The following is a 24809-nucleotide window of genomic DNA, read 5'->3' as shown; positions in this document are numbered from 1 at the left end:
CACCGACCTGATCAGGCAGTGCCGAAAAAGAGCCTGCCGCAGTGGAAAGACGGCGATCGCGGAGCCGCTTTGACAGCCAGCCGCGATGCTGATCAAAGGCGGCATGTCGAAACTTCTCGCGCTCGTCATCATCGCCATGATGGTCATCCAGCTCATCAAGCCGCTCGGCTGGCCCGGGCTGAAGCGGCGCAGCGATTTCTGGAAGCTGGCGCTGCTGGCGATGGCGGCGATTTCGATTACGGCGGTGCTCGGGCACTGGACGTAGTGCCGGCGGCCCCGCTACGCGACGCCCGGTTCGTTGGCGACCACCAGGCTGACCAGATGTTCCGCCCAGGCTCGGTAGCCGGCTTCCGAAGCATGAAATCCATCCGATGCGAAGCCGGCATCGGCATCGGTGATCGGCAGGCGGGGCGCCGGTATGGCGCCGCGCTCGAGGCAAAGGCGCTCGCCCATCCGGTTCATTTCGGCGGCGCGGATTTCGAGGATGTTGCCGAGCAGCGGCGGCATTGCCGGCGCCCGGGTGAACTCCAGCACCGGCGACCATACGACGCGCGCCTCCGGCCATTTGGCGCGCAGCGCGTAGAGCAGGCCGCCAAACTCGCGCTTGAAGCGCGGTACCGAATGAAAATTCTTGGTGTCGTTGGTGCCGATCGCCAGCACGATATGCGTCCACGGATCGGCCGATAGATTGGGCAGCACATGATCGCGGATCTGGCCAGAGGTTGCCGAGTTGAAGCCGGCCGCCCGCCAGCGCACGGTGCGGCCGGTGCGTTGCGCAATCAGAACCGCCAGTTGCGCGGCCAATCCGTTTTCGGAATTGCCGATGCCTACCGAGGCCGCGGAGGAATCGCCAAGCACCAGAACCGAGATTGCTGGCGCCACGCCAGATATCTCGTGCATGACCGGACCTTGTGCCGGCAGCATGCGGGTGGTGCGGCGACGCACGCCAAGTCCTTGCCAGACATAGACCGGAAAGGCGAGCCAGGTGAGAAGGGTCGGAATGCGCCGCATGGCAAGTCCCTTTTAGGGCATAGCGAACAGCACTTAGCGCATGTTGCACTGAAGGTGAACGACCTTGCAGCGACACCCTTGTCGCCTCAATGGCAACCGTCATGCGTCCCGGATTGGTCTTCGTACTCGTCATGCAGCCGCACCCAGTCGCCGAGGCTATGATGCGGGCCAGTTTCGTTGCGGCCTTTCGGCGTCAGGTCGAGATAGTGATAGGCGCCGATCAGCGGATCGCCGCCTCGGGAGCGCGAGATGAAAGTCAGGAAGATGTCGCCTTTCTCGTCGCGATAGAACACGCTGGTGCCGGGAAGGTCTTTCGATCTCCGCGCGCGCCGCTCGAAATTGTAGGTCGTGTCGCCGGCCGCGATCTGCTTGTCCGTGAATGACACCTGCATATCGAAGTTGAAGTCCGAGGCGTAGGACGACACCCAGTCGAATTTCCAGCCCATGCGCTGCTTGTAAGGCAGCAATTCGGCCAATGGCGCCCGTGCTACCACGACAAGTGAGACGTCGTGGTGCCTGAGATGCTGGTTGGCGCCGTCGATATGATCGGCAAGGAATGAGCAGCCTTCGCAGCGATAATCGGCGCCCGGCCCGAACATGAAATGGTAGACGATCAGCTGGCTGCTGCCGCCAAACAGGTCAGGCAGTTTCTTTGGCCCTTGCTCGGTCTCGAAGACGTAGTCCTTGCGGATCTTCAGCCACGGCAATTCGCGGCGTTCGGCGGCGACGCGGTCGCGAAAGCGCGTCAATTCCTTTTCGCGCGCCAGATGCGCCTTGTGCGCCTGAAACCACTCTTCCTGCGATACGGTCTTGTTGTTTGGCATCGGTCTGCTCCTCTTTTCACGGAGGACGTTCGGCCGCGAGGAATGCCGACACCGAGCTGCATTTCAGTTGCAAGAAATTGCAGGCCTTGCTGCTTTCAAACAAAAACCCGGGCACGTGGCCCGGGTCGAGAGAAACGCAAGATGTTTTCGGTCAGGCGGCTTGCTCAAGCGTCGGCTGCCATTGTCCAAGCGCTGCCAGATGGTTCATGTGGGCGCGATGGGCGAAGGCGGCCTGCGCGGCGGCGACATTCGCCGCCTTACCGCTCCAGGCCTTCTGCGGAGCGGCCTGCAAGGCGCGGCCATAGGAAAAGGTCAGCTTCCAGGGATGCGGGCCGATGGCGTTGATGGCATTGAGGTTGGCGGTCGCCTCCTCGTCCGATTGTCCCCCTGACAGGAAGGCGATGCCTCCGATCGCGGCCGGCACCGTCTCGCGGAACAGTTTTATGGTCTTTTCGGCGACTTCCTCCGGGCTGCTGACCTTGCCCGATTTCTTGCCGGCGAGGACCATGTTCGGTTTCAGGATGGTGCCTTCGAGCACGACGCGGGCCGCATAGAGCTCGGTGTACAACTTTGTAAGTGTCGCCTTGCTGATCTCGTAGCACGTGTCGATGTTGTGGGCGCCGTCCATCAGCACCTCCGGCTCGACGATTGGCACGATGCCGGCTTCCTGGCAAAGCGCGGCGTAACGGGCGAGCGCATGGGCGTTCGAGCCGATCGACGTGGCGGAAGGCACGCCCTTGGCAACATCGATGTCGATCACCGCGCGCCATTTGGCGAAGCGGGCGCCAAGCTTGTAATAATCGGCGAGGCGTTCGCGCAGGCCGTCCAGGCCTTCGGTGATGGTGTCGCCGGGAAAGCCCGCTAGCGGTTTGGCGCCGGCGTCGACCTTGATGCCGGGGATAGCGCCTGATGCCTTGATGATGTCGACCAGCGGTGTGCCGTCGGCGGCCCTCTGGTGAATGGTCTCGTCGTAGAGGATGACGCCGGAAATGTACTTGGTCATTGCATCGCTGGCGCGGAACATCATCTCGCGATAGTCGCGGCGGCTGTCGGCGGTCGACTCGACGCCGATGACGTCGAAGCGCTTCTTGATGGTGCCGGAGCTCTCGTCGGCAGCCAGCAGGCCCTTGCCATTGGCCACCATCGCGGCGGCAATGTCCTCGAGACGTTCGCTCATCGTGCTTCTCCTGAAAGAATTGATCCGCGCCCAGCAGACCACCAGAGCAACGCAGGTTCAAGTCGAACCATTTCGCCGGAGAAGCGCGAATCGATTGAAAGTCGCGGGCGCACTCCTTCGCACTGCTATTGCTGCCGCAGTTAGCGCTTCAAGACGTCGACGCCGGGCAAGGGCTTGCCTTCCATCCATTCGAGGAAAGCGCCGCCGGCCGTCGAGACATAAGTAAAATCGTCGCTGACGCCGGCATGGTTGAGCGCCGCCACCGTGTCGCCGCCGCCAGCGACCGAGACCAGTCTGCCGGCCTTGGTGCGCGCTGCCGCGTGCCTGGCCGTCGCCACCGTTGCATGGTCGAACGGCTCGATCTCGAAGGCGCCGAGCGGCCCGTTCCAGACCAGCGTCGCGGCACGGTCGATCCATTCGGCAATGGTTTTCACGGTCTTTGCGCCGACGTCGAGGATCATGCCGTCGGCCGGCACGTCTGCTATGGCGACGGTCTCGTTGGTGGCGCCGGCCTTGAACTCCCTGGCGACAACGCCGTCGGCGGGCAGGATGATGGCGCAGCCGGCCTCGGCCGCCTCGATCATGATCTGCTTGGCGGTGGTCGCGAGATCATGCTCGCACAAGGATTTCCCGACGTCGGTGCCGCGTGCCGCGAGAAACGTGTTGGCCATCCCGCCGCCGATGACCAGCGCGTCGACCTTCTTCACCAGATTCATCAACAGGTCGATCTTGGTCGAGACCTTGGCCCCGCCGACGATGGCGACAACCGGACGGACGGGATTGCCAAGACCCTTTTCCAACGCGTCGAGCTCGGTCTGCATGGTACGGCCGGCGAAGGCCGGCAGCACATGCGCCAGCCCTTCCGTCGACGAGTGGGCGCGGTGCGCAGCGGAGAAGGCGTCGTTGACGAAAATGTCGCCGTTGGCGGCGAGCTTTTCGGTGAAGGCCGGGTCGTTCTGCTCCTCGCCCCTATGGAAGCGGGTGTTCTCGAGCAGCAGTACGTCACCGCTGTCCATGGCGGCGACGGCGCTCGCCGCCTTGTCGCCGATGCAGTCGGCGGCAAAGCCAACCGGACGGCCGAGCACGTCAGCCGTCGCCTTGGCGATCGGCCCGAGCGAGAATTCCGGCGCCGGTCCATCCTTGGGCCGGCCGAAATGGGCAAGCAGGATCACCTTGGCGCCCTTGCCGGAGAGCTCGGTGATAGTCGGCGCAATTCGCTCGATGCGGGTGGCATCGGTGACCTTGCCCTCGGTGATGGGAACGTTGAGGTCGACACGCACCAGCACACGCTTGCCGCTGATATTGCCGATGTCGTCCAGTGTCTTGAAGCCGGCCATGCTGATCCCTTTCACGAAAAATCGCGGGGACCTTACCCCGCATCGACGACGATGCAAGACCTGCCTAACGGTTCACGGAAAATATGATTCACGTGTCGAGGACGAAGTGCCCACGGGGAGCGAGATGGGGCAGCAATGGCGCGAAACGCACCGACATATGGCTTACCGATTGCGCACCACGATGCATGCGCCGCCCACACTGTGCAGTTTCTGGCAAATATCGTCGGCCTTGGCTTTGGTGTCGGCGCCGATCCGCACCGCATAGATGCCGCGCCTGCCGATCGGTGTGCGCACCCGGCTGACCACCGGATCGCGACCGCTGAGCAAGGCTGGAAACCGGCGCTTCACGTTGCTCCACTGATTGAGCGCCGCGGCCCGGCGGAAATTGCCGGCCACCTGCACGCCCCACGGCTTGATGTTGATCGACGACATCGGCACGGTTCTGGACATGATCACCGGCAGCTCGCGGCAAGCGGCAGAGAAACTCGCCTTCTTGTCGAGCGGCCGGATGACGCCGGCATACGCGGCATCGGTGAACTTGTCGGCCGGCTCGCCCATGACGTCCAAAACGTAGCTTTCGGTCTCCATCGGCAGGAAGCCGCCGGAATTCAGCCAGCGCGTCACCCGGCTCTCGCCGGCATTGTAGGCTGCGGCGGCGAGGCCGAGATTGCCGAAACCGGATTTCATTTCGGCGAGGTATTTTGCCGAGGCCGGGATCGCCTGTTCGATGTCGAAGGAATTGGCGAGCCCGCGCATCTTGGCGGTACCCGGCATGAATTGGGCGATACCCTCCGCGCCGACGGGGCTGACCGCATTGGGATCGAAACGGCTTTCCTTCCAGATCAGCCGGGCAAAGAAATCCCTGGGCAGGCCGTTCTGGTCGGCATGCGTCTCGATAAGATCGCAAACGCGATCGATCAGCTTCTGCTTGGCGGGCCGCGGCGGATCGGCCTGGACGGCTGTCGCCCAGCCCAGCCCGCAAATGACAACCAGCGTCGCCCCAAGCAAACGCCGCATCGAACTACTCCGCCGCGGCTTTGCCGTGTTGCCCAAACCGCCGTTCGATGTAGTCGGAAACCATTTTCTCGAAATCCGCGGCGATAGACGGGCCGCGCAGCGTCGCCGCCTTCTTGCCGTCGACGAACACCGGGGCGGTCGGCGTCTCACCGGTGCCGGGCAGCGAAATGCCGATATCGGCATGTTTGGATTCGCCCGGACCGTTGACGATGCAACCCATCACCGCGACCTTGAGGTTCTCGACGCCGGGATATTGTTCGCGCCACACCGGCATGTTCTTGCGCAGGTCGGCCTGAATGTTCTGGGCAAGCTCCTGGAACACGGTCGAGGTCGTGCGGCCGCAGCCCGGGCAGGCGGCGACGATCGGCACGAACTGCCGGAAGCCCATGGTCTGCAACAGCTCCTGCGATACCTGCACCTCGCGCGTGCGGTCGCCGTTCGGCTCCGGCGTCAGCGAGATGCGGATGGTGTCGCCGATGCCTTGCTGGAGCAGGATGCCCATGGCGGCGGACGAGGCGACGATGCCTTTCGAGCCCATGCCCGCCTCCGTCAAGCCGAGGTGCAGCGCATGGTCGGAACGGGTGGCAAGCTCGGTGTAGACGGCGATCAGATCCTGCACGCCGCTGACCTTGGCCGATAGGATGATTTTCTCGCGGGCAAGGCCAATCTCTTCGGCCATTTCGGCCGACAGGATCGCCGACTGCACGATTGCCTCGCGCGTCACTTCCTGCGCGGTAAGCGGAAAGCCCTGGGCCTGGTTGTCGTCCATCAGCCGGGTCAGCAGTTCCTGGTCGAGCGAGCCCCAGTTGACGCCGATGCGCACCGGTTTGTCGTATCGGATCGCCATCTCGACGATCGCCGCGAACTGCCGGTCTTTCTTGTCCTTGAATCCGACATTGCCGGGGTTGATACGGTATTTGGCCAGTGCCTCGGCGCAGGCCGGATGATCGGCCAGGAGCTTGTGGCCGATATAATGGAAATCGCCGACCAGCGGCACGTCGATGCCGAGCCGTTCCAGCCGCTCGCGGATGGCCGGTACGGCGGCAGCGCTTTCGTCGCGATCGACGGTTATGCGCACGATCTCGGAGCCGGCGCGATGCAGCGCCGCCACCTGCGCGACCGTCTGGTCGACATCGGCCGTGTCGGTGTTGGTCATCGACTGAACGACGACCGGCGCGCCGCCACCGACCATCACGCCGCCGACATCGACACCGACCGACCTGCGGCGTGGGAAGGGTGAGGAAAAATATCCGGTCATGCCGGCTGCCTTTAATCTTGAAGGTCCGGGCATGAGGTGGAGGAGCAAAGATGGCTTGTCAATGGCGACTGGCGCGCAGACCTGGCAAATCGGTAATGACAAGACGGCAGCTTGCCGCAAATCCACGAGTGTTTCCGGCAGCATAGCGATGCCACCGGAAAGATCGCGCGCCGGGCGGCGCTGCTAGTCCTGGAAGGGCTTCAGTGCGTCGTCGGTTTCGCCTTCAGTTTTTCAATCTCGTCCTTGAGCGCCAGCTTGCGCCGCTTGAGATTCACGATTTCGAGGTCGTCTACCGATGGATGGGTCATCGCATCGTCGATTTCCCGTTCGATGTCGCCGTGTTTCCGCTGCAGCTCATCAAGATGGGATGCAAGAGACATGATTGGTTCTCCCTTTCATGGTTTCCTCGATTGCAGCCGCCAGGGGCGCGTCCACCGCAGGCTCGCTTTCTGTGACGGCATAATGACAGTCTGCCACCATCGAGCACCGATGTCGAATGCTGCGTGGTAGCATTCCACGACAATATGAAATGTGGTATGGGCTGCGCGCCGGTGCAAGAAGACCCGGTCCCGCCCAATCAGGCCCATAGTTTGGGCGCCGCAGACGTGCAGACGGTAAAAATGTCCGATCAGGAACAGGCAGATATCCGCCTTGAATATTCCCGGCTGAAGCAGGAACACGCCGATTTCGACGCGGCCATCAATGCGATGATCGCCGTGAATTGCGACCCGCTGCAGATCCAGCGCATGAAGAAAAAGAAGCTTTTCCTGAAGGACAGGCTGATGGCGCTGGAAGACAAGATCATTCCAGACATTATTGCTTGAACGAACGCCGGCGCCGGCCTGTTGGAAGGCGACCTATGCCGCGATCGAAAGCCGTGCGGCGCGCTCGCGCAACAGCGCTATCAGATCGTCGGTCTTTACGGGCGAGGTATCGATGGGAACCACCAGGCACATCGTCGCCTCGACCCTGCCCGGCGCTGAAAAGACCGGCGCGGCCAGGCATTTTGTGTAGGCATCGACAAGGCCGGAGGTGACGCAGTAGCCGGCCGATTTGGCGACGGCGATGTCGGCTATGAAGTCGTCGAGCCGCAACCTGCGGCCGTCCGGCAGTACGAGATCGTCTTCCGAGACCATATCCTCGATCGCCGCCCTGTCGAAGCCGGCGAGGAGCAGCCGCCCGGACGCTGTCCAGGGAAGCGGTATTTGCAGACCCGTCGCCGAGCTGATCCTGAATGGCCTCGTTCCCGGGCTTGAATGGACGATGGTGTAGCGGCCGCTCTGCAACATGCACAACTCCGAGGTCTCGCCGGTCTCGCGCGACAAATGGTCGACTTCCTGGCGCCCTCGCCTGAGCAGGTCGTTGCCCCGTACATAGTCCATTCCGTAGAGATAAAGCTTCTTTCCGAAATAGACCCGATTGCCGTCTCCGGCCATCTCCAGCAGGCCAGCGTCGACCAGTGAGCGCACAAGCGTGTAAGTCGTCGAACGCGGCGCGTTCACCCCCTTGGCAAGATCGCCAATGCCGATTGCGCGCTGGGTCGCGTGAAGAAACTCCAGAATCTGCAGGACCCGGTTGAGGCCCTTCTCCCGGGAACCCGAATTCTTGTCCTCGTCCAGACCGACGTCCGATCGAGCGGCCAAGGCATTGCCATCTTGCATTATCGATTCCTGATGTTAATCTGTCTTGTACAGAGTACAGCAGTCTCTTGTAAGGGACAATGATGCCAGTTGCAACCGATGCTGTATTGCTGGTCCAAAGGGGAACACAACACGAGAGGAGGTCGTCGTGAACGACACATCCAAAAGGCGTGAATTTCTGAAACTGGGAATGGCCGGGCTTGCAACGGCCGGAGTGATGAGCGTCGCTACCGCGGTCGACGTTCGGAAAGCGGCGGCCCAGGCAGCGCCCGACAGCCTGCTGCGCACCGTTCTCGAGCGCGGCAAGGTGATCGTCGGCACCGGCAGCACCAACGCGCCCTGGCACTTCGAGAACGACGCCGGCGAACTGGTCGGCATGGACATCACCATGGGTCGCATTCTCGCCAAGGGGCTTTTCGACGATCCGACCAAAGTGGAATTCGTCATGCAGGATCCGGCTCAGCGCATTCCAAACGTGACCACCAACAAGGTCGACATCACCATCCAGTTCATGACCATGACCGCCCAGCGCTCGCAGCTGATCCACTTCTCCCGGCCCTACTACGTCGAAGGCATCGCCTTGCTGACCCTTCCGAACGCCGAAAACAAGACCTTCGACAAGCTGCTTGCCGGCGGTTCGGCGACCCGGATTTCCATCCTGCAAAACGTCGATGCCGAGGCAAACGTGCATATCGTCCTGCCGGAGTCGCAGGTGATGCAGATAGACACGCAGGCCAATGTGCTGCAGGCACTGGAATCGAAGCGAGTCGACGCCGCCGCGGTCGATCTGTCAACGGTGCGCTGGCTCGCCTCGCGCAATCCGGATAAGTACTTCGATGCCGGCAAGAGCTGGTTCTCGATGCTTTATGGTGCTGCGCTGCGGCAGGGCGACCTCGACTGGCTGACCTTCGTCAACCAGACCTTCACCATCGCCATGTTCGGCCATGAAACGGCACTCTACGACGCTGCGTTCAAGGATTATTTCGGACAGGAGCCGCCGGCGCGCCATCCCGGTTTCCCGGTCATCTGATGCAAGCAGGCGGAAGGACAACGTCCTTCCGCCTTCTCTCATCACAGCCCTCCATGACGAGGACGCATGGGTTATACCCTCAACTTCAACCTGATCTGGCGGCATTTCGACAAGCTCTGGGGCGGACTGCTGCTAAGCCTCGAACTGGCCGTCATCTCGATCGCGATCGGCATCGTCATCGGGCTCGTTCTGGCGGTCTGGTACGTGTCGGCCGGACGTGCGGTGCGGACCATCATCGCGGGCTATGTCGAGTTCATCCGCAACGTGCCGCTGATCCTGCTCGTCTATCTGGTCTTCTACGGCTTGCCGACGGTGGTCGACATTGCCTACAGCGCGCAAACCTCATTCATTGCCACGCTGTCGCTCTACAGCGGCGCCTACCTGGTCGAGGTGTTTCGCTCGGGGCTCGAGGCGGTGCCGCGCGGGCAGCTCGACGCCGGCAAGGCAATCGGCCTGACGCCATGGCAAAGGCTGCTCCATGTGCGCCTGCCGACGATGCTGCGCATAACCCTGCCGGCGCTTTCCAACACATTCATATCGCTCTTCAAGGATACGTCCGTGGCGTCGGTCATCTCGGTACCTGAACTCACCTATGGCGCCCAGTGGATCAACTTCAACACGTTCCGCATTGTCGAGGTCTATCTGGTGGTGACTGCGATGTACCTGTTGACCGGCTACGCGCTGCTTTTCGCGCTGCGGCTGGTCGAGCGCCGGTTCAAGGCGGCGCGCTGACATGCTGAGCCAGATCATCTACGCCTTGCCGTTCCTCGCCGAAGGCTTTGCCGTAACCTTGTGGGTGTCGCTGCTGGTCGTGGTGTTATCGCTCATCGCCGGCGTGCTGATGGGCGTCGGCCTTGTCTACGGTCCGGCTCCGCTGCGCTGGGCAGTGCGCATCTTCAGCGACACCATACGCGGCATTCCGATCCTGGTGCTGATCTTCTTCGTCTATTACGGCCTGCCCGCGGTGGGGCTGCATCTGGAATCCTTTTGGGCGGCCGTACTCGCCCTCACCCTGTTCAAGACCGCACAGGTCGTCGAATATTTACGCGGCGCCGTCGGCTCGATTCCCAAGGGTCAGTCCGAGGCGGCGATGGCGATCGGACTGACCTTTCGCCAGCGGCTGGCCTACGTCATTTTTCCGCAGGCGTTCAGGCGCTTCCTGCCACCCTGGATCAATGGCGTCACCGACGCGGTGAAGGGCAGCGCGCTGGTCTCGCTGCTCGGCATCACCGACCTCATGCAGGCGATCAACCAGGTCATCGGCCGCACCTATGAGGCGATGCCGCTCTACATTCTCGGCGCGCTCGTCTACTTCGCCGTCAACTACGCCCTCTCCTTGGCCAGCCGGCGCCTGGAGCGGCGTTTCTCCTTCATCCGGGAATAGCAAGATGTCCAACGCCTCGCACCAGAATCCGGCACTTCTCGATGTCACCGAGGTTTCCAAAGCCTTTGGATCCGTCGAGGTCCTGCGCTCCGTCAGCCTGCAGGTGACACGCGGCGAGGTGGTGACGGTCATCGGCCCCTCCGGCAGCGGCAAGACCACGCTGCTGCGCTGCGTCAACTTCCTGGAGAGCTACGACAGCGGCTCGATCCGTATCGATGGCAAGGAGGTCGGCTATCGCGAGACGGGAACACACCAGCGACGCAGCGAGCGCGACCTGGCTGCGATGCGAGCCGAGACCGGAATGGTGTTCCAGAGCTTCAATCTGTTCCCGCATTTGACTGCGGCCGGCAACATCATGCTTGGCCTGCGCAAGGTGCGCGGCAAGAGCAATGCCGAGGCCCGCACCATTGCCGAGCACTGGCTCGGCCGGGTCGGCCTCGCCCACAAAGCCGACAGTCTGCCGGCCGAGCTTTCCGGCGGCCAGCAGCAGCGCGTCGGCATCGCCCGCGCCGTGGCGATGGAGCCGAAGATATTGCTTCTCGACGAGATAACTTCGGCGCTCGACCCCGAACTGGTTGGCGAGGTGCTCGAGGTCGTGCGCAGCCTCGCCGAAGACGGCATGACGATGCTGATGGTCACGCATGAAATGGCTTTTGCGCGCGACGCATCGAGCCGCATCGTTTTCATGGGGGATGGCGGCGTCAGCGCCGTCGGACCACCCGCCGAGATTCTGGCGGCGGGGTTCGACAATGAACGCCTTCGCAGTTTCCTGGCGCGGTTTCGCGCCTCGCATTTTTGACATCGGACGGCGAAAGCTGTCGCAAGGAGCTTTTATGACGCCTTACATCCGGCTCGCGGAATTGGGCCTGACACTGCCCGAGCCGCCGAAGCCCATCGCCAACTTCGTCACTTATGCCGAGAGCGGACGGCTGATCTTCCTCTCCGGCCAGGGGCCGTTGCGCGCCGATGGCGCGCTCTGCACCGGCAAGGTCGGCGAGGATGTCAGCGTGGAGGAGGCCTATGATCATGCCCGTCTGACCGGCCTGAACCTGCTCGCCGTCATGCATGCGGCGGCCGGCGACCTCGGCCGCATCGTGCGCGTCGTCAAGCTGCTTGGCTTTGTCAATGCGACGCCGACATTCAGCGAGCACCCCAAGGTGGTCAATGGCTGTTCCGATCTTTTCGCCGCCGTCTTTGATACGCTTGGCGGACACGCCCGTTCGGCAATCGGTGTCGGCTCGCTGCCGGGCAACATCACAGTTGAAATCGAGGCGGTCGTCGAGATCGCCGCCTGAAATCTTTCGAAACAGGATCTACAGAGATGACGACCTATGCCGCTGACCGTTCCAACACGACAATCCGCGAACGGCTTGGCCTTCGCCCGATTATCAATGTTTCCGGCACGATGACGGCGCTCGGCGCTTCGATCATCGTACCGGAAGCAATTGCTGCAATGTCGGAAATCGCCTCGCAATGGGTCGAGATGGACGATCTGCAGCGCGCCGCAAGTATTGTGATTGCACGCCTCACCGGCGGCGAGGCCGGCTTCATCACCGCGTGCTGCGCCAGCGGCATAACCATGGCGATTGCCGGGGCGATGACCGGAACCAGCCTTCTTGCGATCGAGCGGCTGCCGGACGACACCGAGGGCCTCAAATCGGAGGTCATCGTCCAGCTTGGCCATATCGTCAATTATGGCGCGCCGATCGACCAGTCGATCCGGCTTGCCGGAGCCAAGGCAGTGCCTGCCGGCACGGTCAGCGTCACCCAGGATTATCATGTTGCCGACGCGATCCGGGACCGGACGGCGGCAGCCCTCTACGTCGTTGCGCACCACACCGTGCAATACGGCATGCTCTCGCTCGAGGAGTTCTGCGAGATTTGCCACGCCAGGGGCGTGCCGGTGATCGTCGACGCCGCCTCGGAATACGATTTGCGCGGCTTTCTGGCGCGCGGCGCCGACATTGTCGTCTACAGCGGGCACAAATTTCTCTCAGGGCCGACAAGCGGCATCGTGGCCGGCCGCAAGGATCTGGTGCGGGCCGCCTATCTGCAGAATCGTGGCGTCGCGCGCGCCATGAAGGTCGGCAAGGAGAGCATTGCCGGCACCATGGCGGCCCTGGAAGCCTGGGAACGGCGCGACCATGCCGGCATCCGCCGGCGGGAAGAAGCCGCACTGCATCTGTGGCAAACCGCATTGCAGGGCCTGCCCGGCATCGCAGCAAACATCATTCCCGATCCGACCGGAAATCCTCTCGACCGCCTGCAGGTGTTTGTTGCGCCCGAAAGCCGGTTCACCGCAGCCGGGCTGGCCTCGGCACTGGCGGCGGGCTCGCCACCCGTCATCGTTCGCAACCACGAGGTCGAGCGCGGTCACTTCTTCCTTGATCCGTGCAATCTCCATGCCGGCGAGGCGGAGATCGTCGCCGAACGCCTGCGGGCTATATTGAGCGCTGCCGATCGGCCCGCGGATGCGATGAAACCCGCTCGCAAGCAGTCCGCCGGCGCGTTGCGCTGGCCTGACTAGCCACGACGGCTCACCTGGCCTCCTTCTCCAGTCCGGCTTCGCCAACCACCCGCCGCACCATCACGGCACTGTGAATGACTGCCTTCTCCTCGAACGGGAATAAACCACCTCCTTCGCAGGTCTCCCAAGCAGACGCCATTTCCGGCGTTGCAGGAGACCGGTATGACCCACCACCACGACAATGAAGCTGACGGCATCAGCCGCCGTCATGCACTGGAATGCATGATCTGGGCCGGCACGGGAGTGCTGTGGACCATTTCGGCCGGCGTGCCGGTTTCGCTCAGCCTGCTCGGCGCGGCGCAAGCCGCCGAGGCCTTGGCCACCGGCTTCACTTTCCTCCAGATCTCCGACAGCCACATCGGCTTCGACAAGGCTGCCAACCCGCACGCTATCGACACGCTGAAGGAGGCCATGGGCAAGATCCAGGCGCTGCCGCAAAAGCCCGCTTTCATGATCCACACCGGCGACATCACCCATCTGTCGAAGGCCGCTCAGTTCGACAACGCTGCCCAGATCATCGGCGGCGCAGGCTTCGACGTGCATTATGTGCCAGGTGAGCACGACCTGATCGATGACGGCAATGGCCAGGCCTATCTCGACCGCTACGGCAAGGGCACCAAGGGCGCCGGCTGGTATTCGTTCGACCAGAACGGCGTCCATTTCATTGGGCTTGTCAACGTCGTCAACCTGAAGGCTGGCGGGCTCGGCAATCTCGGCGCCGACCAGTTGGCATGGTTGGCCGATGATCTGAAGGCGGTCACCGCCTCGACGCCAATCGTCGTCTTTGCCCACATCCCGCTATGGGCTGTTTATCCCGAATGGGGTTGGGGCACCGACGACGCGGCGCAGGCCTTGGCCCTGCTCAAGCGCTTCGGCTCTGTCACCATACTCAACGGCCATATCCACCAGATCATGCAGAAGGTCGAAGGCAACGTTACCTTTCATACCGCGCGCTCGACCGCTTTCCCGCAACCGGCGCCGGGCACCGCAGCCTCACCCGGGCCGATGACGGTACCTGCCGGCCAGTTGCGCAGCCTGCTCGGCACAAGCAGCGTGACGGTCAAGCAAGGCGGGCAGGACCTCGCCATCATCGACAGCACGCTGGCCTGAGGGGAAATGCAATGATCCGCTTTCCAGCCCGCCTCTTCGTCGTATCCCCTGTCGCGTTCGGTTTGGCGGCGATCCTGATAATGGTTGCTATGCCACTGAACGCAGCAGACCAGCCAATGGTCAAGATCGAGAACTTTGCCTTCACACCGGCGGTGCTGACGGTAAAGCAGGGCACTACCGTGACCTTCGAGAATGACGACGACATCCCGCATCTGGTGGTCGCCAACGATGCCTCGTTTCGCTCCAAGGCGCTTGACACCGGTGACACATATGCCTTCACCTTCACCAAAGTGGGCGACTATGCCTATTTCTGCGGGCTTCACCCGCACATGCAGGGCAGGATCACCGTCGCTCCGTGAGGATGTTCGGAAGGTTCTGCCCGGGATGCCGGGCGATGCGACGGTGTTGAACCAAGAGGCCGCGGCCGAGCGCTTTCGCGAGGTGGTTCTACCCCATCTCGCGGATGCGCTTGCGCTTGCCCGCTGGCTGACCGGCAACGCCGCCGACGCCGAGGATGTGGTGCAGGAGGCATGTTTGAAGGCGCATGCGGGCATCGCCGGCTATGCCGGCGGCAATGGCCGGGCCTGGCTGCTGGCGATCGTGCGCAACGCCTGTTACTCCTGGCTGGCGCGCAACCGGCCGCGCAGTATCGTCGCCGTCGGCGACCTGAACGATCTCGACGACATGACGGCTGCGTACGGCGTCGGCCTGCCGGATACCGACAGTCCTGAGGCAAGCCTGATCGCCAAGGTCGATGCGGCGGCACTCGAGGCGGCAATCGCCGCGCTGCCGCAGCAATTTCGCGAGACCCTGGTGCTGCGGGACATCAACGGCCTCAGCTATCGCGAGATCGCGACGCTGCTTGGCGTCCCGCTAGGCACGGTGATGTCGCGCCTGGCGAGGGCGCGCGGCCTGCTGATATCCCAACTTGGGAGGGCGCCATGAGCGCGCACAATGATGGACTGCCCGATGACCCGGCGGGCATGGAGCTGATGATCCATGCATTGGTCGATGGCGAGCTCGACGCAGCAGCGGCATTGGCCGTCGAGCGACGCATCGCCGCCGATCCGGCGCTCGCCGCTGAGCATGCCCGCATCGTTGCGCTGCAGAACGCCGTCGGCGGGCTGCCGAGGCCCGACGCCCGTGAGGATTTCAAGGCTCGCATCGCTGCAATCGGGACAGCCGGTACGGAGAAAGTGCTGTCGGCGCCGGCGCCCGCCGCTCGAGTGCTGCCGGCGCACAGAGCGGTGCACCGATTTGGCGCGTTCGACTGGCGCGCGCTGGCGGCGTCGATCATCGTTACCGCCGTGCTGGCCAGCGGCGCGACGCAATGGATGATGCTGAGCAGGGCGCCCGACAGCTTTGCCGCCGCGGTCGCCAGCGGCCACCGCCGCAGCCTGCTGGCAGCCAGTCCGGTGGACGTCGTCTCGTCGGACCGGCATACCGTAAAACCTTGGCTCGATGCCCGGGTCGGCCTGTCGCCACCGGCGCCCGATCTTGCCAATGACGGTTTCACATTGCTCGGCGGCCGGGTCGAGGTGATCGCCGATCGGCCGGTGCCGGCACTGGTCTACCGGCACCGCGAGCACCTGATCACTCTCGTCGCCGCGCCCGACGAAACCGGCTCGACAGCCGGACCGGTCGATCTTTCTGCTGGTGGCTTCTCGCTGGTCCACTGGAGCGACAGTGCCTTTTCTTACTGGGCGATTTCCGATACCGAACGGCCTGAACTTGACGACTTCGTCAACCGCTTCCGAGCAGCGGCCGCCCGATGACCACCGCCGCCCGTTAGCCATTTGCGTAGCGACCGAAACGGCACAAGCGGCTTTCCCTTTCTGGCCATCCTTGCGGCTCCCGACGAATTCCGCTAATGCGCCCCTTTGCCGCCGGGGAGCAGAAGCTTGAACGATCAACGCGCCGACGTCGCCATCATCATGGGCAGCCAGTCCGACTGGGCGACGATGCGCCACGCCGCCGAAACGCTTGACGCGCTTGGCGTTCCGCACAAGCGGCTGATCGTCTCGGCCCACCGCACTCCCGACCGGCTCTATGACTTCGCCAAGGGCGCCAAGGCGGCCGGCTACAAGGTGATCATCGCCGGTGCCGGCGGTGCGGCGCATCTGCCCGGCATGACGGCGGCGATGACGCCGCTGCCGGTGTTCGGCGTGCCGGTGGAATCGAAGACGCTGTCCGGCCAGGATTCGCTGCTTTCGATCGTGCAGATGCCGGCCGGCATTCCGGTCGGCACTTTGGCCATCGGCAAGGCCGGCGCTGCCAACGCCGCCCTTCTGGCTGCCGCGGTGCTGGCACTGAGCGACGAAAAGCTTGCCGCCCGGCTGGATAGCTGGCGCGCCGCGCAGACCGCCAAGGTCGCCGCAGAGCCCACGGACGCGCCGTGAGTCTGCTGGCGGGATCGACCATCGGCATCATCGGCGGCGGCCAGCTTGGCCGCATGCTGGCGATGGCTGCGGCCCGCCTCGGCTACCGCATCGTCGTGCTGGAGCCGCAGCCGGATTGCCCGGCGGCACAGGTCGCCAACCGGCAGATCGTCGCCGCCTATGACGACGCGGCCGCGCTTGGCGAGCTGGCTGCGGCCAGTGCCGTCGTGACTTATGAATTCGAGAACGTTCCGGTCGCGGCCGCCGCGGCACTGGCCTCTACGGTGCCGGTCTATCCGCCGGCACGCGCACTGGAAGTGGCGCAGGACCGGCTGGCGGAAAAGAAATTCCTTAACGGCATCGGCATACGGACCGCGGATTTCGGCCCCGTCGACAATGACGACGAACTGACGGCTGCGCTGAAAAAGTTCAACGGCAGCGGCATATTGAAGACGCGCCGCATGGGCTATGACGGCAAGGGCCAGCGTGTCTTCCGCAACATGGAAACAGGCGGCTTTGCCGGCACTTGCGAGGCGATGGGCAACGTGCCGTTGATCCTGGAATCCTTCGTCACCTTCGAGCGCGAGATTTCGGTGATCGCTGCGCGCGGCATCGACGGCTCGCTCGCCGCCTACGATCCGGCCTGGAATGTCCATCGCAACGGTATTCTTCACACTTCGACGCTGCCGGCCGAAGTAAAGTCCGAGACGGCGGCTGCGGCTCAAACGGCGGCGGCAGAGATCCTTGCGGCGCTCGACTATGTCGGCGTCATCGGCGTCGAATTCTTTGTCCTTGCCGACGGTTCGCTGCTGGCCAACGAGATAGCGCCGCGCGTCCACAATTCCGGCCACTGGACGGAGGCCGCCTGCACCGTCTCGCAATTCGAGCAGCACATCCGCGCCGTCGCCGGCCTGCCGCTGGGAAATCCCGCCCGGCAGTTCGACTGCGTCATGGAAAACCTGATCGGCGACGATGTCCGGCGCGTTCCTGAGCTGCTCGCCGAGCCCGATCTGATGCTGCACCTCTATGGCAAGGCCGAGGCGCGGCCCGGCCGCAAGATGGGCCATTTTACGCGCGTGAGCCGCCGCAGCTAGAGCATGATCCCGAACCGAAGGTCCGCGCTAGCGAAAGGTGGAATCCGGTTTTCGGAAGAGATCATGCTCAAACAAAAAGTTAGAACCTACGCTTACTGGATGTCGCCGCTCTCGTCCTCGTCGGGACTGGCGCAACTCACATCGCCTTCCGCGCAGGTCGAATCGGCGGTGAGCTGCTTGGTGCGGTCGTCGGTCAGCCGTGTCAGGCATTCCGATACCAGCATCGGATAGATCGAGCCGCCTTCGCTGTCCGCGGCGGAATAGCTGCATTCCGCGTCGCGAAAGGCGATCCAGGCGCGCTGCGCCGTCTGCAACAGCCTCCTGGCTTTTGCATCGCTTCCGCCGATGAGATCCTGGTAGGCCTTGTTGAGCTTAACGTCGGCGGATTTGGTGTCCTCGTCGGCGCAGATGTTCATCATCTGCTGGCTGTCGTCGTTGCGGTCGCATTCCTGCGCATGGGCAACAGAACCTGCCGCAAAGACGACAAGACAGGCGGACACAAGAATTCGGCGCATGATGATCTCCAATTCGCGGCAACCGCATCATTCCAGCCGTCTCAAGCCCGCGCAATGCCGCAGGCCCCAGCGGCGGATACTTTGATGATACGAAACGGTCCGTATCGTTTAGGCAACACGCTCACGGCAAGCACTTGCGGTTGACACGGGCAAGGCTCCTCGTCTATGAGCCACACACAGTTCAAAGGCGCGTCTGTGGGCGCGCCTTAATAATTCGGCCCGGGACCGGGCCCAGACCGACGGGCAAGACCATGAAGATCAAGAATTCGCTCAAGGCGTTGAAGGCGCGTCACCGCGACAACCAGCTGGTTCGTCGCAAGGGCCGCGTCTACATCATCAACAAGACGGCGCCGCGCTACAAGGCGCGCCAAGGTTGAGTTTTCGACCGGAGGCTACGTGCCTCCGTGCGCATGATACGCCTCTCACGCTAAATTCAGTTTGACGATCCGGCGTCGGGGGCTAGATTCCCGCGATGCGGATTCTTTTTGCATTTTTCACGGCTTTCCTCGTTTCCGGCGCTGTCTCGCTGCCGGCGTGGGCTGAAGATCCGACTACAGCTCCGCCGACAGCCCCTCCGGTCGTCAAGACGAAACAGGCGCGGCTCGATCAGCTGTTTGCCGATCTCAAGCGCGAACGTAATGAAAAGGCGGCCGAGCGCATCGCCGGACGCATCGGCAGCGAGTGGTCCCAGTCGGGCAGCGCCTCTATCGACCTGATGATGCAATGGTCGCAAAAGGCGATTGAAAACCAGAAATTCGATGTTGCACTCGATTTCCTCGATCAGGTGGTGACTTTGCAGCCGACCTATGCGGAAGGCTGGAACCGGCGCGCCACTGTTCATTTCATGATGAAGAACTACGGGAAGTCGATGGCGGACATCGACCGCACCCTGCAGCTCGAACCACGCCATTTCGGCGCGCTTTCGGGCCTGGCCCAGATCATGGCCGAAACCGGCCACAAGCAGTCGGCGCTCGAGGCCTGGCAGCGCGTTCTCGGGATCTATCCGATGATGCGCAGCGCCCAGGACCAGGTCGCCGCACTTTCCGAGGAGCTTGCCGGCGAAGGCATTTGAGACCAGTAAGGGAGTAGGGGAATAGGGGAGTGAGGCAGTATGTGAGAGGTGCAGATTGCACTGTGGAACACATGCGCCCTACTCCCCTACTCCCCTATTCCCCTATTCCCCTACTCCCCTACTCCCCTACTCCCCTACTCCCCTACTCCCCTACTCCCCTCGATCTATGCCGCTTGCTTCCGTGACGAGTTTCTCCACAAGGGCGGCGGCCGGCATTTCCCGCAGCTTCGCAACGCCCTGCCCGGCCCAAATAGGCAAGAAGTCAGCCCGCTTGCTTTCATCCTTTGCCATCGAAAGCGGCATGACCAGACTCACCTGTAGCGGAAACGCCAGCGCAGCATCTTCCTCACCAGCCATTTCCATCACAAACCGGTTGCGCACCACGCGCGCTGGGCGGCCAGTGAAGCAGCGAGTCACCGACGTGCTCTCGTCGTTGGCCGAGCGCAATGCTATGCGATAGACTGGCTGCACATTGGCTTCAGGACAGGCCAGGAAAGCCGTGCCGATCTGCACACCAGATGCACCAAGTGCAAAGCTGGCAGCAATGCCGCGACCGTCAAAGATACCGCCGGCGGCAATTACAGGCACTCGCACGGCATCAACAATCTGCGGTCCGAGAGCCATAGTGCCGGCAGTGCCGATAGCAGGGTCGCCAGTGAATGTGCCGCGATGCCCACCCGCCTCGTATCCCTGGGCGATAATGGCGTCCACCCCTCCTGCCTCAAGCTGGCGCGCCTCCGAGACGGTGGTAGCTGAACACAAGACAGTACAGCCAGCGGCCTTCAACTTCTGCACAATTGCGGTGTCGGGTAGGCCGAAGTGGAAGCTGACCACCTTCGGGCGCAGCTCGAGCACAATTTCGAGACGCTCACGATCGAAGGTGGGGAAGGGCTCGCCCGGCTCGGGCACCGGTCCGAGGCCGACCTCCTCATAGCAGCCGCGAAGGCGGTCGCGCATACTTTGGGCTGCCGCATCATCGTGTGCCGGCGCCGGGTGCGCAAAGAAGTTGACGTTGATCGGGCGATTGGTAGCGTGCTGTGTCGCCGTGAGCTGCTCGCGGATAGCTGCCGCAGGCAGAATGCCGCATCCGAGCGAGCCAAGCGCCCCGGCATTGCTGACTGCCGCCGCCAGTTCCGGCGTGGTGATGCCGCTCATCGGCGCCTGGATTATCGGGTGCTCAATGCCGAGGAGTCCAGAAGATCAGTGCGCATCCACATTGGATCACCCTCCTCTTTCTCCCAGGAGAGATTACCTTAACTGACTTCCAGCTCAAGTCGGATAGGGCCTTCGAAGCGCTTCACGGCCGGCCGCAGGCTGGTGCAAGCTGGCGGAGTTCGGCGTCGATCCTAACCCAACTGCCGTCGATGCGCCGGGCTGGCGCCGCGTTTACGACGCGCCATGCAGCCGGCCCATCCGGCAGCCGCCGCCGACATTAGCGCCCGACTTCCGATCCGACATAGGCGATGCGCAGCATGTTAGTCGAGCCCGGCGTCCTCAGCGGCACGCCGGCGGTGATGATGACGCGGTCGCCCGGCTTGCCGAAGCCCTCGTCGAAGGCGATGCGGCAGGCGCGGTCGACCATGTCGTCGAGGTCGCTGGCATCGGGGGAGACGACGCAATGCGTGCCCCACAGCAGCGACAGCCGCCGCGCCGTGTTGAGGATCGGCGACAGCGCCACGATCGGCACTTGCGGCCGCTCGCGCGCGGCGCGCAGGCCGGTTGTGCCGGACGCGGTATAGGTGATGATCGCCGACAGCTTCAGCGTCTCGGCTATTTCGCGGGCGGCGAGCGAGATCGCGTCGGCTCCGGTCGCTTCCGGTTCCGAGCGCTGCGCGTTGATAATTCCGGCATAGGTCGGGTCGGTTTCGACCTTGGTGGCGATCCGGTTCATCATCGCCACCGCCTCGACCGGATAGGCGCCGGCGGCGGACTCTGCCGAAAGCATGATCGCGTCGGCGCCTTCGAACACCGCGATCGACACGTCCGAGACCTCCGCACGGGTCGGCACCGGCGCGGTGATCATCGATTCCAGCATCTGCGTGGCGATCACCACCGGCTTGCCGGCGCGGCGCGCGGCGCGGGTGATCTGCTTCTGGATGCCAGGCACGGCTTCGAGCGGCATCTCGACGCCGAGATCGCCGCGGGCAACCATCAGCGCATCCGAGAGCTCGATGATCTCGGCCAGCCGGGCGACGGCCTGCGGCTTTTCGATCTTGGCCATTATCAGCGCCCGGCCGCGTGCGATCTTGCGCGCCTCGGCCAGGTCCTCGGGCCGCTGCACGAAGGACAGCGCCACCCAGTCGACGCCGGTCGCCAGAACCGCGTCGAGATCCCTGCGGTCCTTTTCCGTCAGCGCGCCGACCGGCAGGTCGGTGTCGGGCAGGCTGACGCCCTTCTTGTCGGAAATGGTCGTGCCGGCGACGACGGTGCAGACGATCGCCTTGCCGTTGCTGCTGACCGCCTTGAGCTCGAGCTTGCCGTCGTCGATCAGCAGGCGATGACCAGCCTCGACCGAACGCAGGATTTCGGGATGCGGCAGGTAGACCCTCGTCGAATTGCCGGGTTCGGGATTGTCGTCGAGCGTGAAGGTCTGGCCGACGGTCAGCACTTCTTTGCCGTTGGCGAACTTGCCGACGCGCAGCTTTGGCCCTTGCAGGTCGGCGAGAACGCCGATCGGCCGGCCGACCGCCTCCTCGACGGCACGAATGCGGCCGACAAGCGTCCGCATCAATTCATGGTCGGTGTGGCTCATATTGATGCGGAACACGTCGGCGCCGGCTTCGAACAGCTTCTTCAGCATCTCCTCGGACGAGGAGGCCGGACCGATGGTGGCGAGGATCTTGACCTTGCGGCTGCGTCTCATTGACTGTTTGTTCCCGGGGCGGCTGGAGCGCCATCCGTTGCGGGCTCGTCAGTCAGCTGGACCATCCAGCTTGCCTGCTCGCCCGTGTCATATTCCTGGAATCCGGCGCGCTGAAAGCCCCGGGCGACGCAATCGGTAACGCCGGCGATCTTGAACTCTTTTTCGGCCACGCACATGTTGATCGGGCCATCCCAGCGTCCGCCGCGCTCGGCGTCTTCTGCATAAAGATAGTAAAATCTTGATGACAACGGTCCCTCGATCAGCGTCTTGCAGCTCGATCCTTCGATGTGCCACCAGCCTTCGGTGATCCAGCCGGCTTTGGCGCGATAGCCGATGCCGACACCGACCAGGTTCTGCGTGGCGTTGCAGACCCGGAAATCGGCCCGTGCCGGAGAGGCCGAAATCACCGCGAAAAGGCCCATGGCCGGTATCAGGAGCGGCATGGCCAAGGCATGGCGCACGCGCAGCCTGCCGGCGAAACCCATCCCGAAACCCCTCAAGAACCACATTTGCATCTCTCAACGCCCCTTTTCGGAAAAGTCCGCACGCATGTCAACGCGCCGATCTGTCCAATTCCAATCGATTTAGAAGGCTCTGGCGCGCTTGCTGTCGCCCCTGCTCAGTTTTTTGGCAGAAACCGTGGCCAAACAACGGCATTGCGCGAGCGTTCTCTTCGTGGAATGACGATACCACCCTCCCCGGAAGCCAGCGAACAGACCTTTCCCGCCAATGACCCGATCCACAGTTTTCGCGCCTTTCGACATCGTCGAAGGCGACCGCAAGCGCGGCATGGTGCTTTTGGCCGATCACGCCCGCCGCGACCTACCGGAGGAGTATGGCAGCCTCGGGCTGCCGGCGGCGGAGTTCGACCGCCACATCGCCTACGACATCGGCGTCGAGACTGTAACCCGCGAACTCGCAAGTCTGCTCGGCGTTCCGGCGGTGCTTGCCAATTTTTCGCGACTGCTGATCGACCCCAATCGCGGCGAAGACGATCCAACGCTGATTCGCCAGCTCTATGACGGCACCGTCATCCCGGGAAATTACCCAATGGCGCCGGAGGAGCGCGAAAGACGGCTGGACCGTTTTTACCGCCCCTATCATGATGCCGTCGGCGCCATGATCGCCTCTGTAGCGCAAGCATCCGCGCGCGCACCCTTCATCTTTTCGGTGCATTCCTTCACACCGACCATGCAGGGTTACGTGCGGCCGTGGCACGTCGGCATATTGTGGGACATCGACGACCGGGTGGCACGGCCGCTGATCGACATGCTCGCCGAGGACAACAGCCTCATCGTCGGCGATAATGAACCCTATGACGGCGCACTGCGCGGCGATACCATGTTCAGGCACGCCATCGTCAACGGCTTTGCCCATGCGCTGCTCGAGATCCGCCAGGACCTGATCGCCGACCGCAAGGGTGCCCTCGCCTGGGCCGAACGGCTGGCGCCGATCGTTGACGCGATAGATCGACGTGCCGATATACATGCGGTGAAAATATTCGGCTCGCGCACCGGGCCGGTATGATGGAGGCCCAAGGGAGGCCAATAGGACATGACCGAACTCAGAGACGAACAAAAGCGCGATTTCGAAGCCGCTGCCTTCCGCCGGCTGGTCGCGCATCTGCGTGAGCGTTCCGATGTGCAGAACATCGACCTGATGAACCTCGCCGGCTTCTGCCGCAACTGCCTGTCCAACTGGTACCGCGACGCGGCGCGAGCCGAAGGTGTCGAACTCAGCAAGGAAGAGTCGCGCGAGGTCATCTACGGCATGCCCTATGCCGAGTGGCAGGCACTGAACCAGGTCGAAGCCTCCGATGCCAAGAAGGCCGAGTTCGAGGCAAGACGCCCCAGGGATCACTAGAGCAATTCCGGGAAAAGTGTGAACGGTTTTCCGTCCGGAATTTGCGTCAAAGACAAAGGATAGAACGGTTCGGCGTTTCCGTGAAACGATGAACCGTTCTAGGGTCACAATCCATCGCACTGAACGACCTTCACGAATGGTTTTTGCCGCCAATAGGAGGACTACCGTGCCTAAGATCGACATTGCCGACGTGCCCGGACGCAAGGGCTCATCCTATCCACCGCCGTTCGATGCACCTTGTGCCGAACGCGTGCGGCAGCGGCTGGGCAACGCCGGCGGGCTCACCGACTTCGGCATCAATCTCATGCGCCTGCAGCCGGGCAACTGGTCGAGCCAGCGCCACTGGCATTCGCACGAAGACGAATTCGTCTACGTGCTTGAAGGCGAGCTGACGCTCATCGAAGATGCCGGCGAGACGGTGCTGCGCGCCGGCGATTGCGCGGCCTTTCCGAAAGGCTCAGGCAACGGCCATCACATGATCAACAAATCGGACGCGACAGCGATCTATCTCGAAGTTGGTTCGCGTTGGCCCGCCGACGTAACCACCTGCTCCGACATCGACATGATGAGCACCAACGCCGACGGCCGGTTTGTGCACAAGGACGGCACGCCTTATCCCGAGCAGTAGGGATTTCGGAGTGGACCGCCGAGATGGTTGGCCGACGCGAGAGGACGTAGCGCCGACCGGCGCATCATGGCGCCGTCTGGT

The 24809-nt window shown here is 63.1% G+C and carries 31 protein-coding genes; 19 read left to right on the top strand and 12 right to left on the bottom strand.

The window, feature by feature from the left end; genetic code table 11:
• Nucleotides 1-103 precede the first annotated feature (103 nt).
• The gene (locus NKH23_RS21830; RefSeq protein ID WP_008873884.1) at nucleotides 104-265 is read left to right on the top strand and encodes a hypothetical protein; all 162 of its coding nucleotides are present in this window, start codon (nucleotides 104-106) and stop codon (nucleotides 263-265) included.
• Nucleotides 266-279: 14 nt separating this feature from the next.
• On the opposite strand, the gene NKH23_RS21825 is transcribed toward NKH23_RS21830, so the two are convergent.
• The 7 genes from NKH23_RS21825 to NKH23_RS21795 form a co-directional block, all read right to left on the bottom strand.
• Entirely contained in the window at nucleotides 280-1011 is a 732-nt protein-coding gene (locus tag NKH23_RS21825; protein WP_352714334.1) for an SGNH/GDSL hydrolase family protein, read from the bottom strand.
• An 86-nt stretch (nucleotides 1012-1097) separates the two neighbouring features.
• Complete coding sequence (locus tag NKH23_RS21820) at nucleotides 1098-1835, bottom strand: DUF899 domain-containing protein (protein WP_352910004.1); 738 nt, start codon at nucleotides 1833-1835, stop codon at nucleotides 1098-1100.
• Between the two features lie 151 nt (nucleotides 1836-1986).
• Nucleotides 1987-3012, bottom strand: coding sequence for a class I fructose-bisphosphate aldolase (locus tag NKH23_RS21815; RefSeq protein ID WP_352714338.1), 1026 nt, complete (start codon nucleotides 3010-3012; stop codon nucleotides 1987-1989).
• A 140-nt stretch (nucleotides 3013-3152) separates the two neighbouring features.
• Nucleotides 3153-4349, bottom strand: a complete 1197-nt coding sequence (locus NKH23_RS21810) for a phosphoglycerate kinase (RefSeq protein ID WP_352714587.1) — start codon at nucleotides 4347-4349, stop codon at nucleotides 3153-3155.
• Between the two features lie 162 nt (nucleotides 4350-4511).
• The gene (locus NKH23_RS21805) at nucleotides 4512-5366 is read right to left on the bottom strand and encodes a lytic transglycosylase domain-containing protein (protein WP_352910000.1); all 855 of its coding nucleotides are present in this window, start codon (nucleotides 5364-5366) and stop codon (nucleotides 4512-4514) included.
• Nucleotides 5367-5370: 4 nt separating this feature from the next.
• Complete coding sequence (ispG, locus tag NKH23_RS21800; RefSeq protein ID WP_352978995.1) at nucleotides 5371-6624, bottom strand: flavodoxin-dependent (E)-4-hydroxy-3-methylbut-2-enyl-diphosphate synthase; 1254 nt, start codon at nucleotides 6622-6624, stop codon at nucleotides 5371-5373.
• A gap of 200 nt (nucleotides 6625-6824) precedes the next feature.
• Nucleotides 6825-7004, bottom strand: coding sequence for a YdcH family protein (locus NKH23_RS21795; RefSeq protein ID WP_023678481.1), 180 nt, complete (start codon nucleotides 7002-7004; stop codon nucleotides 6825-6827).
• Nucleotides 7005-7244: 240 nt separating this feature from the next.
• On the opposite strand from NKH23_RS21795, the gene NKH23_RS21790 reads away from it, so the two are divergent.
• Nucleotides 7245-7448, top strand: coding sequence for a YdcH family protein (locus NKH23_RS21790; protein WP_352465789.1), 204 nt, complete (start codon nucleotides 7245-7247; stop codon nucleotides 7446-7448).
• 33 nt (nucleotides 7449-7481) lie between these two features.
• On the opposite strand, the gene NKH23_RS21785 is transcribed toward NKH23_RS21790, so the two are convergent.
• Nucleotides 7482-8285, bottom strand: coding sequence for an IclR family transcriptional regulator (locus NKH23_RS21785; RefSeq protein WP_352714344.1), 804 nt, complete (start codon nucleotides 8283-8285; stop codon nucleotides 7482-7484).
• A 127-nt stretch (nucleotides 8286-8412) separates the two neighbouring features.
• Here NKH23_RS21785 and NKH23_RS21780 point away from each other — a divergent pair, with 127 nt between their 5' ends.
• The 12 genes from NKH23_RS21780 (at nucleotide 8413) to NKH23_RS21725 (ending at nucleotide 17787) form a co-directional block, all read left to right on the top strand.
• Nucleotides 8413-9294 carry a transporter substrate-binding protein gene (locus NKH23_RS21780; RefSeq protein ID WP_352465757.1) on the top strand — a complete coding sequence of 294 codons (882 nt, stop codon included), beginning with the start codon at nucleotides 8413-8415 and terminating at the stop codon, nucleotides 9292-9294.
• Between the two features lie 66 nt (nucleotides 9295-9360).
• The gene (locus tag NKH23_RS21775) at nucleotides 9361-10026 is read left to right on the top strand and encodes an amino acid ABC transporter permease (protein WP_352714346.1); all 666 of its coding nucleotides are present in this window, start codon (nucleotides 9361-9363) and stop codon (nucleotides 10024-10026) included.
• 1 nt (nucleotide 10027) lies between these two features.
• The gene (locus NKH23_RS21770) at nucleotides 10028-10678 is read left to right on the top strand and encodes an amino acid ABC transporter permease (RefSeq protein ID WP_292655692.1); all 651 of its coding nucleotides are present in this window, start codon (nucleotides 10028-10030) and stop codon (nucleotides 10676-10678) included.
• Between the two features lie 4 nt (nucleotides 10679-10682).
• On the top strand, nucleotides 10683-11477 hold the full coding sequence (locus NKH23_RS21765) for an amino acid ABC transporter ATP-binding protein (protein ID WP_353035318.1): 795 nt from the start codon (nucleotides 10683-10685) through the stop codon (nucleotides 11475-11477).
• A gap of 34 nt (nucleotides 11478-11511) precedes the next feature.
• Nucleotides 11512-11973 carry a RidA family protein gene (locus NKH23_RS21760; protein ID WP_292655697.1) on the top strand — a complete coding sequence of 154 codons (462 nt, stop codon included), beginning with the start codon at nucleotides 11512-11514 and terminating at the stop codon, nucleotides 11971-11973.
• 26 nt (nucleotides 11974-11999) lie between these two features.
• On the top strand, nucleotides 12000-13205 hold the full coding sequence (locus NKH23_RS21755) for an aminotransferase class V-fold PLP-dependent enzyme (RefSeq protein WP_352714348.1): 1206 nt from the start codon (nucleotides 12000-12002) through the stop codon (nucleotides 13203-13205).
• A 162-nt stretch (nucleotides 13206-13367) separates the two neighbouring features.
• Nucleotides 13368-14315: a metallophosphoesterase family protein gene (locus NKH23_RS21750; RefSeq protein ID WP_352714350.1), complete on the top strand. Its 948-nt coding sequence runs from the start codon at nucleotides 13368-13370 to the stop codon at nucleotides 14313-14315.
• Between the two features lie 11 nt (nucleotides 14316-14326).
• Nucleotides 14327-14674, top strand: a complete 348-nt coding sequence (locus tag NKH23_RS21745; protein ID WP_352714352.1) for a cupredoxin domain-containing protein — start codon at nucleotides 14327-14329, stop codon at nucleotides 14672-14674.
• Between the two features lie 25 nt (nucleotides 14675-14699).
• Nucleotides 14700-15260, top strand: a complete 561-nt coding sequence (locus tag NKH23_RS21740) for a sigma-70 family RNA polymerase sigma factor (protein WP_352714354.1) — start codon at nucleotides 14700-14702, stop codon at nucleotides 15258-15260.
• On the top strand, nucleotides 15257-16090 hold the full coding sequence (locus tag NKH23_RS21735) for an anti-sigma factor family protein (protein ID WP_352909991.1): 834 nt from the start codon (nucleotides 15257-15259) through the stop codon (nucleotides 16088-16090). Before NKH23_RS21740 ends, NKH23_RS21735 begins: the two co-directional genes overlap by 4 nt.
• A 126-nt stretch (nucleotides 16091-16216) precedes the next feature.
• Nucleotides 16217-16714 carry a 5-(carboxyamino)imidazole ribonucleotide mutase gene (gene purE, locus NKH23_RS21730; RefSeq protein WP_352714357.1) on the top strand — a complete coding sequence of 166 codons (498 nt, stop codon included), beginning with the start codon at nucleotides 16217-16219 and terminating at the stop codon, nucleotides 16712-16714.
• Nucleotides 16711-17787: a 5-(carboxyamino)imidazole ribonucleotide synthase gene (locus NKH23_RS21725; protein WP_352909988.1), complete on the top strand. Its 1077-nt coding sequence runs from the start codon at nucleotides 16711-16713 to the stop codon at nucleotides 17785-17787. The genes purE and NKH23_RS21725 overlap by 4 nt, the downstream gene beginning before the upstream one ends.
• A gap of 92 nt (nucleotides 17788-17879) precedes the next feature.
• Here the strand turns inward: NKH23_RS21725 and NKH23_RS21720 are convergent, their stop codons facing one another.
• The gene (locus NKH23_RS21720; RefSeq protein WP_352909986.1) at nucleotides 17880-18302 is read right to left on the bottom strand and encodes a lysozyme inhibitor LprI family protein; all 423 of its coding nucleotides are present in this window, start codon (nucleotides 18300-18302) and stop codon (nucleotides 17880-17882) included.
• A 251-nt stretch (nucleotides 18303-18553) separates the two neighbouring features.
• Here NKH23_RS21720 and ykgO point away from each other — a divergent pair, with 251 nt between their 5' ends.
• Nucleotides 18554-18679, top strand: a complete 126-nt coding sequence (ykgO, locus tag NKH23_RS21715; RefSeq protein WP_006327841.1) for a type B 50S ribosomal protein L36 — start codon at nucleotides 18554-18556, stop codon at nucleotides 18677-18679.
• A 95-nt stretch (nucleotides 18680-18774) separates the two neighbouring features.
• The gene (locus tag NKH23_RS21710; RefSeq protein ID WP_352714361.1) at nucleotides 18775-19374 is read left to right on the top strand and encodes a tetratricopeptide repeat protein; all 600 of its coding nucleotides are present in this window, start codon (nucleotides 18775-18777) and stop codon (nucleotides 19372-19374) included.
• Nucleotides 19375-19524: 150 nt separating this feature from the next.
• On the opposite strand, the gene NKH23_RS21705 is transcribed toward NKH23_RS21710, so the two are convergent.
• From NKH23_RS21705 to NKH23_RS21695, 3 genes are all read right to left on the bottom strand, one after another.
• A complete protein-coding gene (locus NKH23_RS21705; RefSeq protein WP_502912370.1) occupies nucleotides 19525-20556 on the bottom strand; it encodes an NAD(P)H-dependent flavin oxidoreductase in 1032 nt (343 codons plus the stop codon).
• Between the two features lie 250 nt (nucleotides 20557-20806).
• A complete protein-coding gene (gene pyk, locus NKH23_RS21700) occupies nucleotides 20807-22237 on the bottom strand; it encodes a pyruvate kinase (protein WP_352613456.1) in 1431 nt (476 codons plus the stop codon).
• Nucleotides 22234-22680, bottom strand: a complete 447-nt coding sequence (locus NKH23_RS21695) for a DUF1036 domain-containing protein (RefSeq protein WP_473505739.1) — start codon at nucleotides 22678-22680, stop codon at nucleotides 22234-22236. The genes pyk and NKH23_RS21695 overlap by 4 nt, the downstream gene beginning before the upstream one ends.
• A 286-nt stretch (nucleotides 22681-22966) precedes the next feature.
• Here NKH23_RS21695 and NKH23_RS21690 point away from each other — a divergent pair, with 286 nt between their 5' ends.
• The 3 genes from NKH23_RS21690 (at nucleotide 22967) to NKH23_RS21680 (ending at nucleotide 24728) form a co-directional block, all read left to right on the top strand.
• Nucleotides 22967-23764, top strand: coding sequence for an N-formylglutamate amidohydrolase (locus tag NKH23_RS21690; protein WP_352909980.1), 798 nt, complete (start codon nucleotides 22967-22969; stop codon nucleotides 23762-23764).
• A 27-nt stretch (nucleotides 23765-23791) separates the two neighbouring features.
• Nucleotides 23792-24100, top strand: a complete 309-nt coding sequence (locus tag NKH23_RS21685) for a DUF1244 domain-containing protein (RefSeq protein ID WP_352909978.1) — start codon at nucleotides 23792-23794, stop codon at nucleotides 24098-24100.
• Nucleotides 24101-24266: 166 nt separating this feature from the next.
• Complete coding sequence (locus NKH23_RS21680) at nucleotides 24267-24728, top strand: cupin domain-containing protein (protein WP_352909977.1); 462 nt, start codon at nucleotides 24267-24269, stop codon at nucleotides 24726-24728.
• Nucleotides 24729-24809: the final 81 nt, after the last annotated feature.

Source organism: Mesorhizobium sp. M1328 (genome assembly GCF_040318075.1).
In the GTDB taxonomy this organism is placed as follows: Bacteria; Pseudomonadota; Alphaproteobacteria; order Rhizobiales; family Rhizobiaceae; genus Mesorhizobium.
The sequence above is the reverse complement of the archived record's forward strand: the minus strand, read 5'-3'. Positions and strand labels throughout refer to the sequence as shown.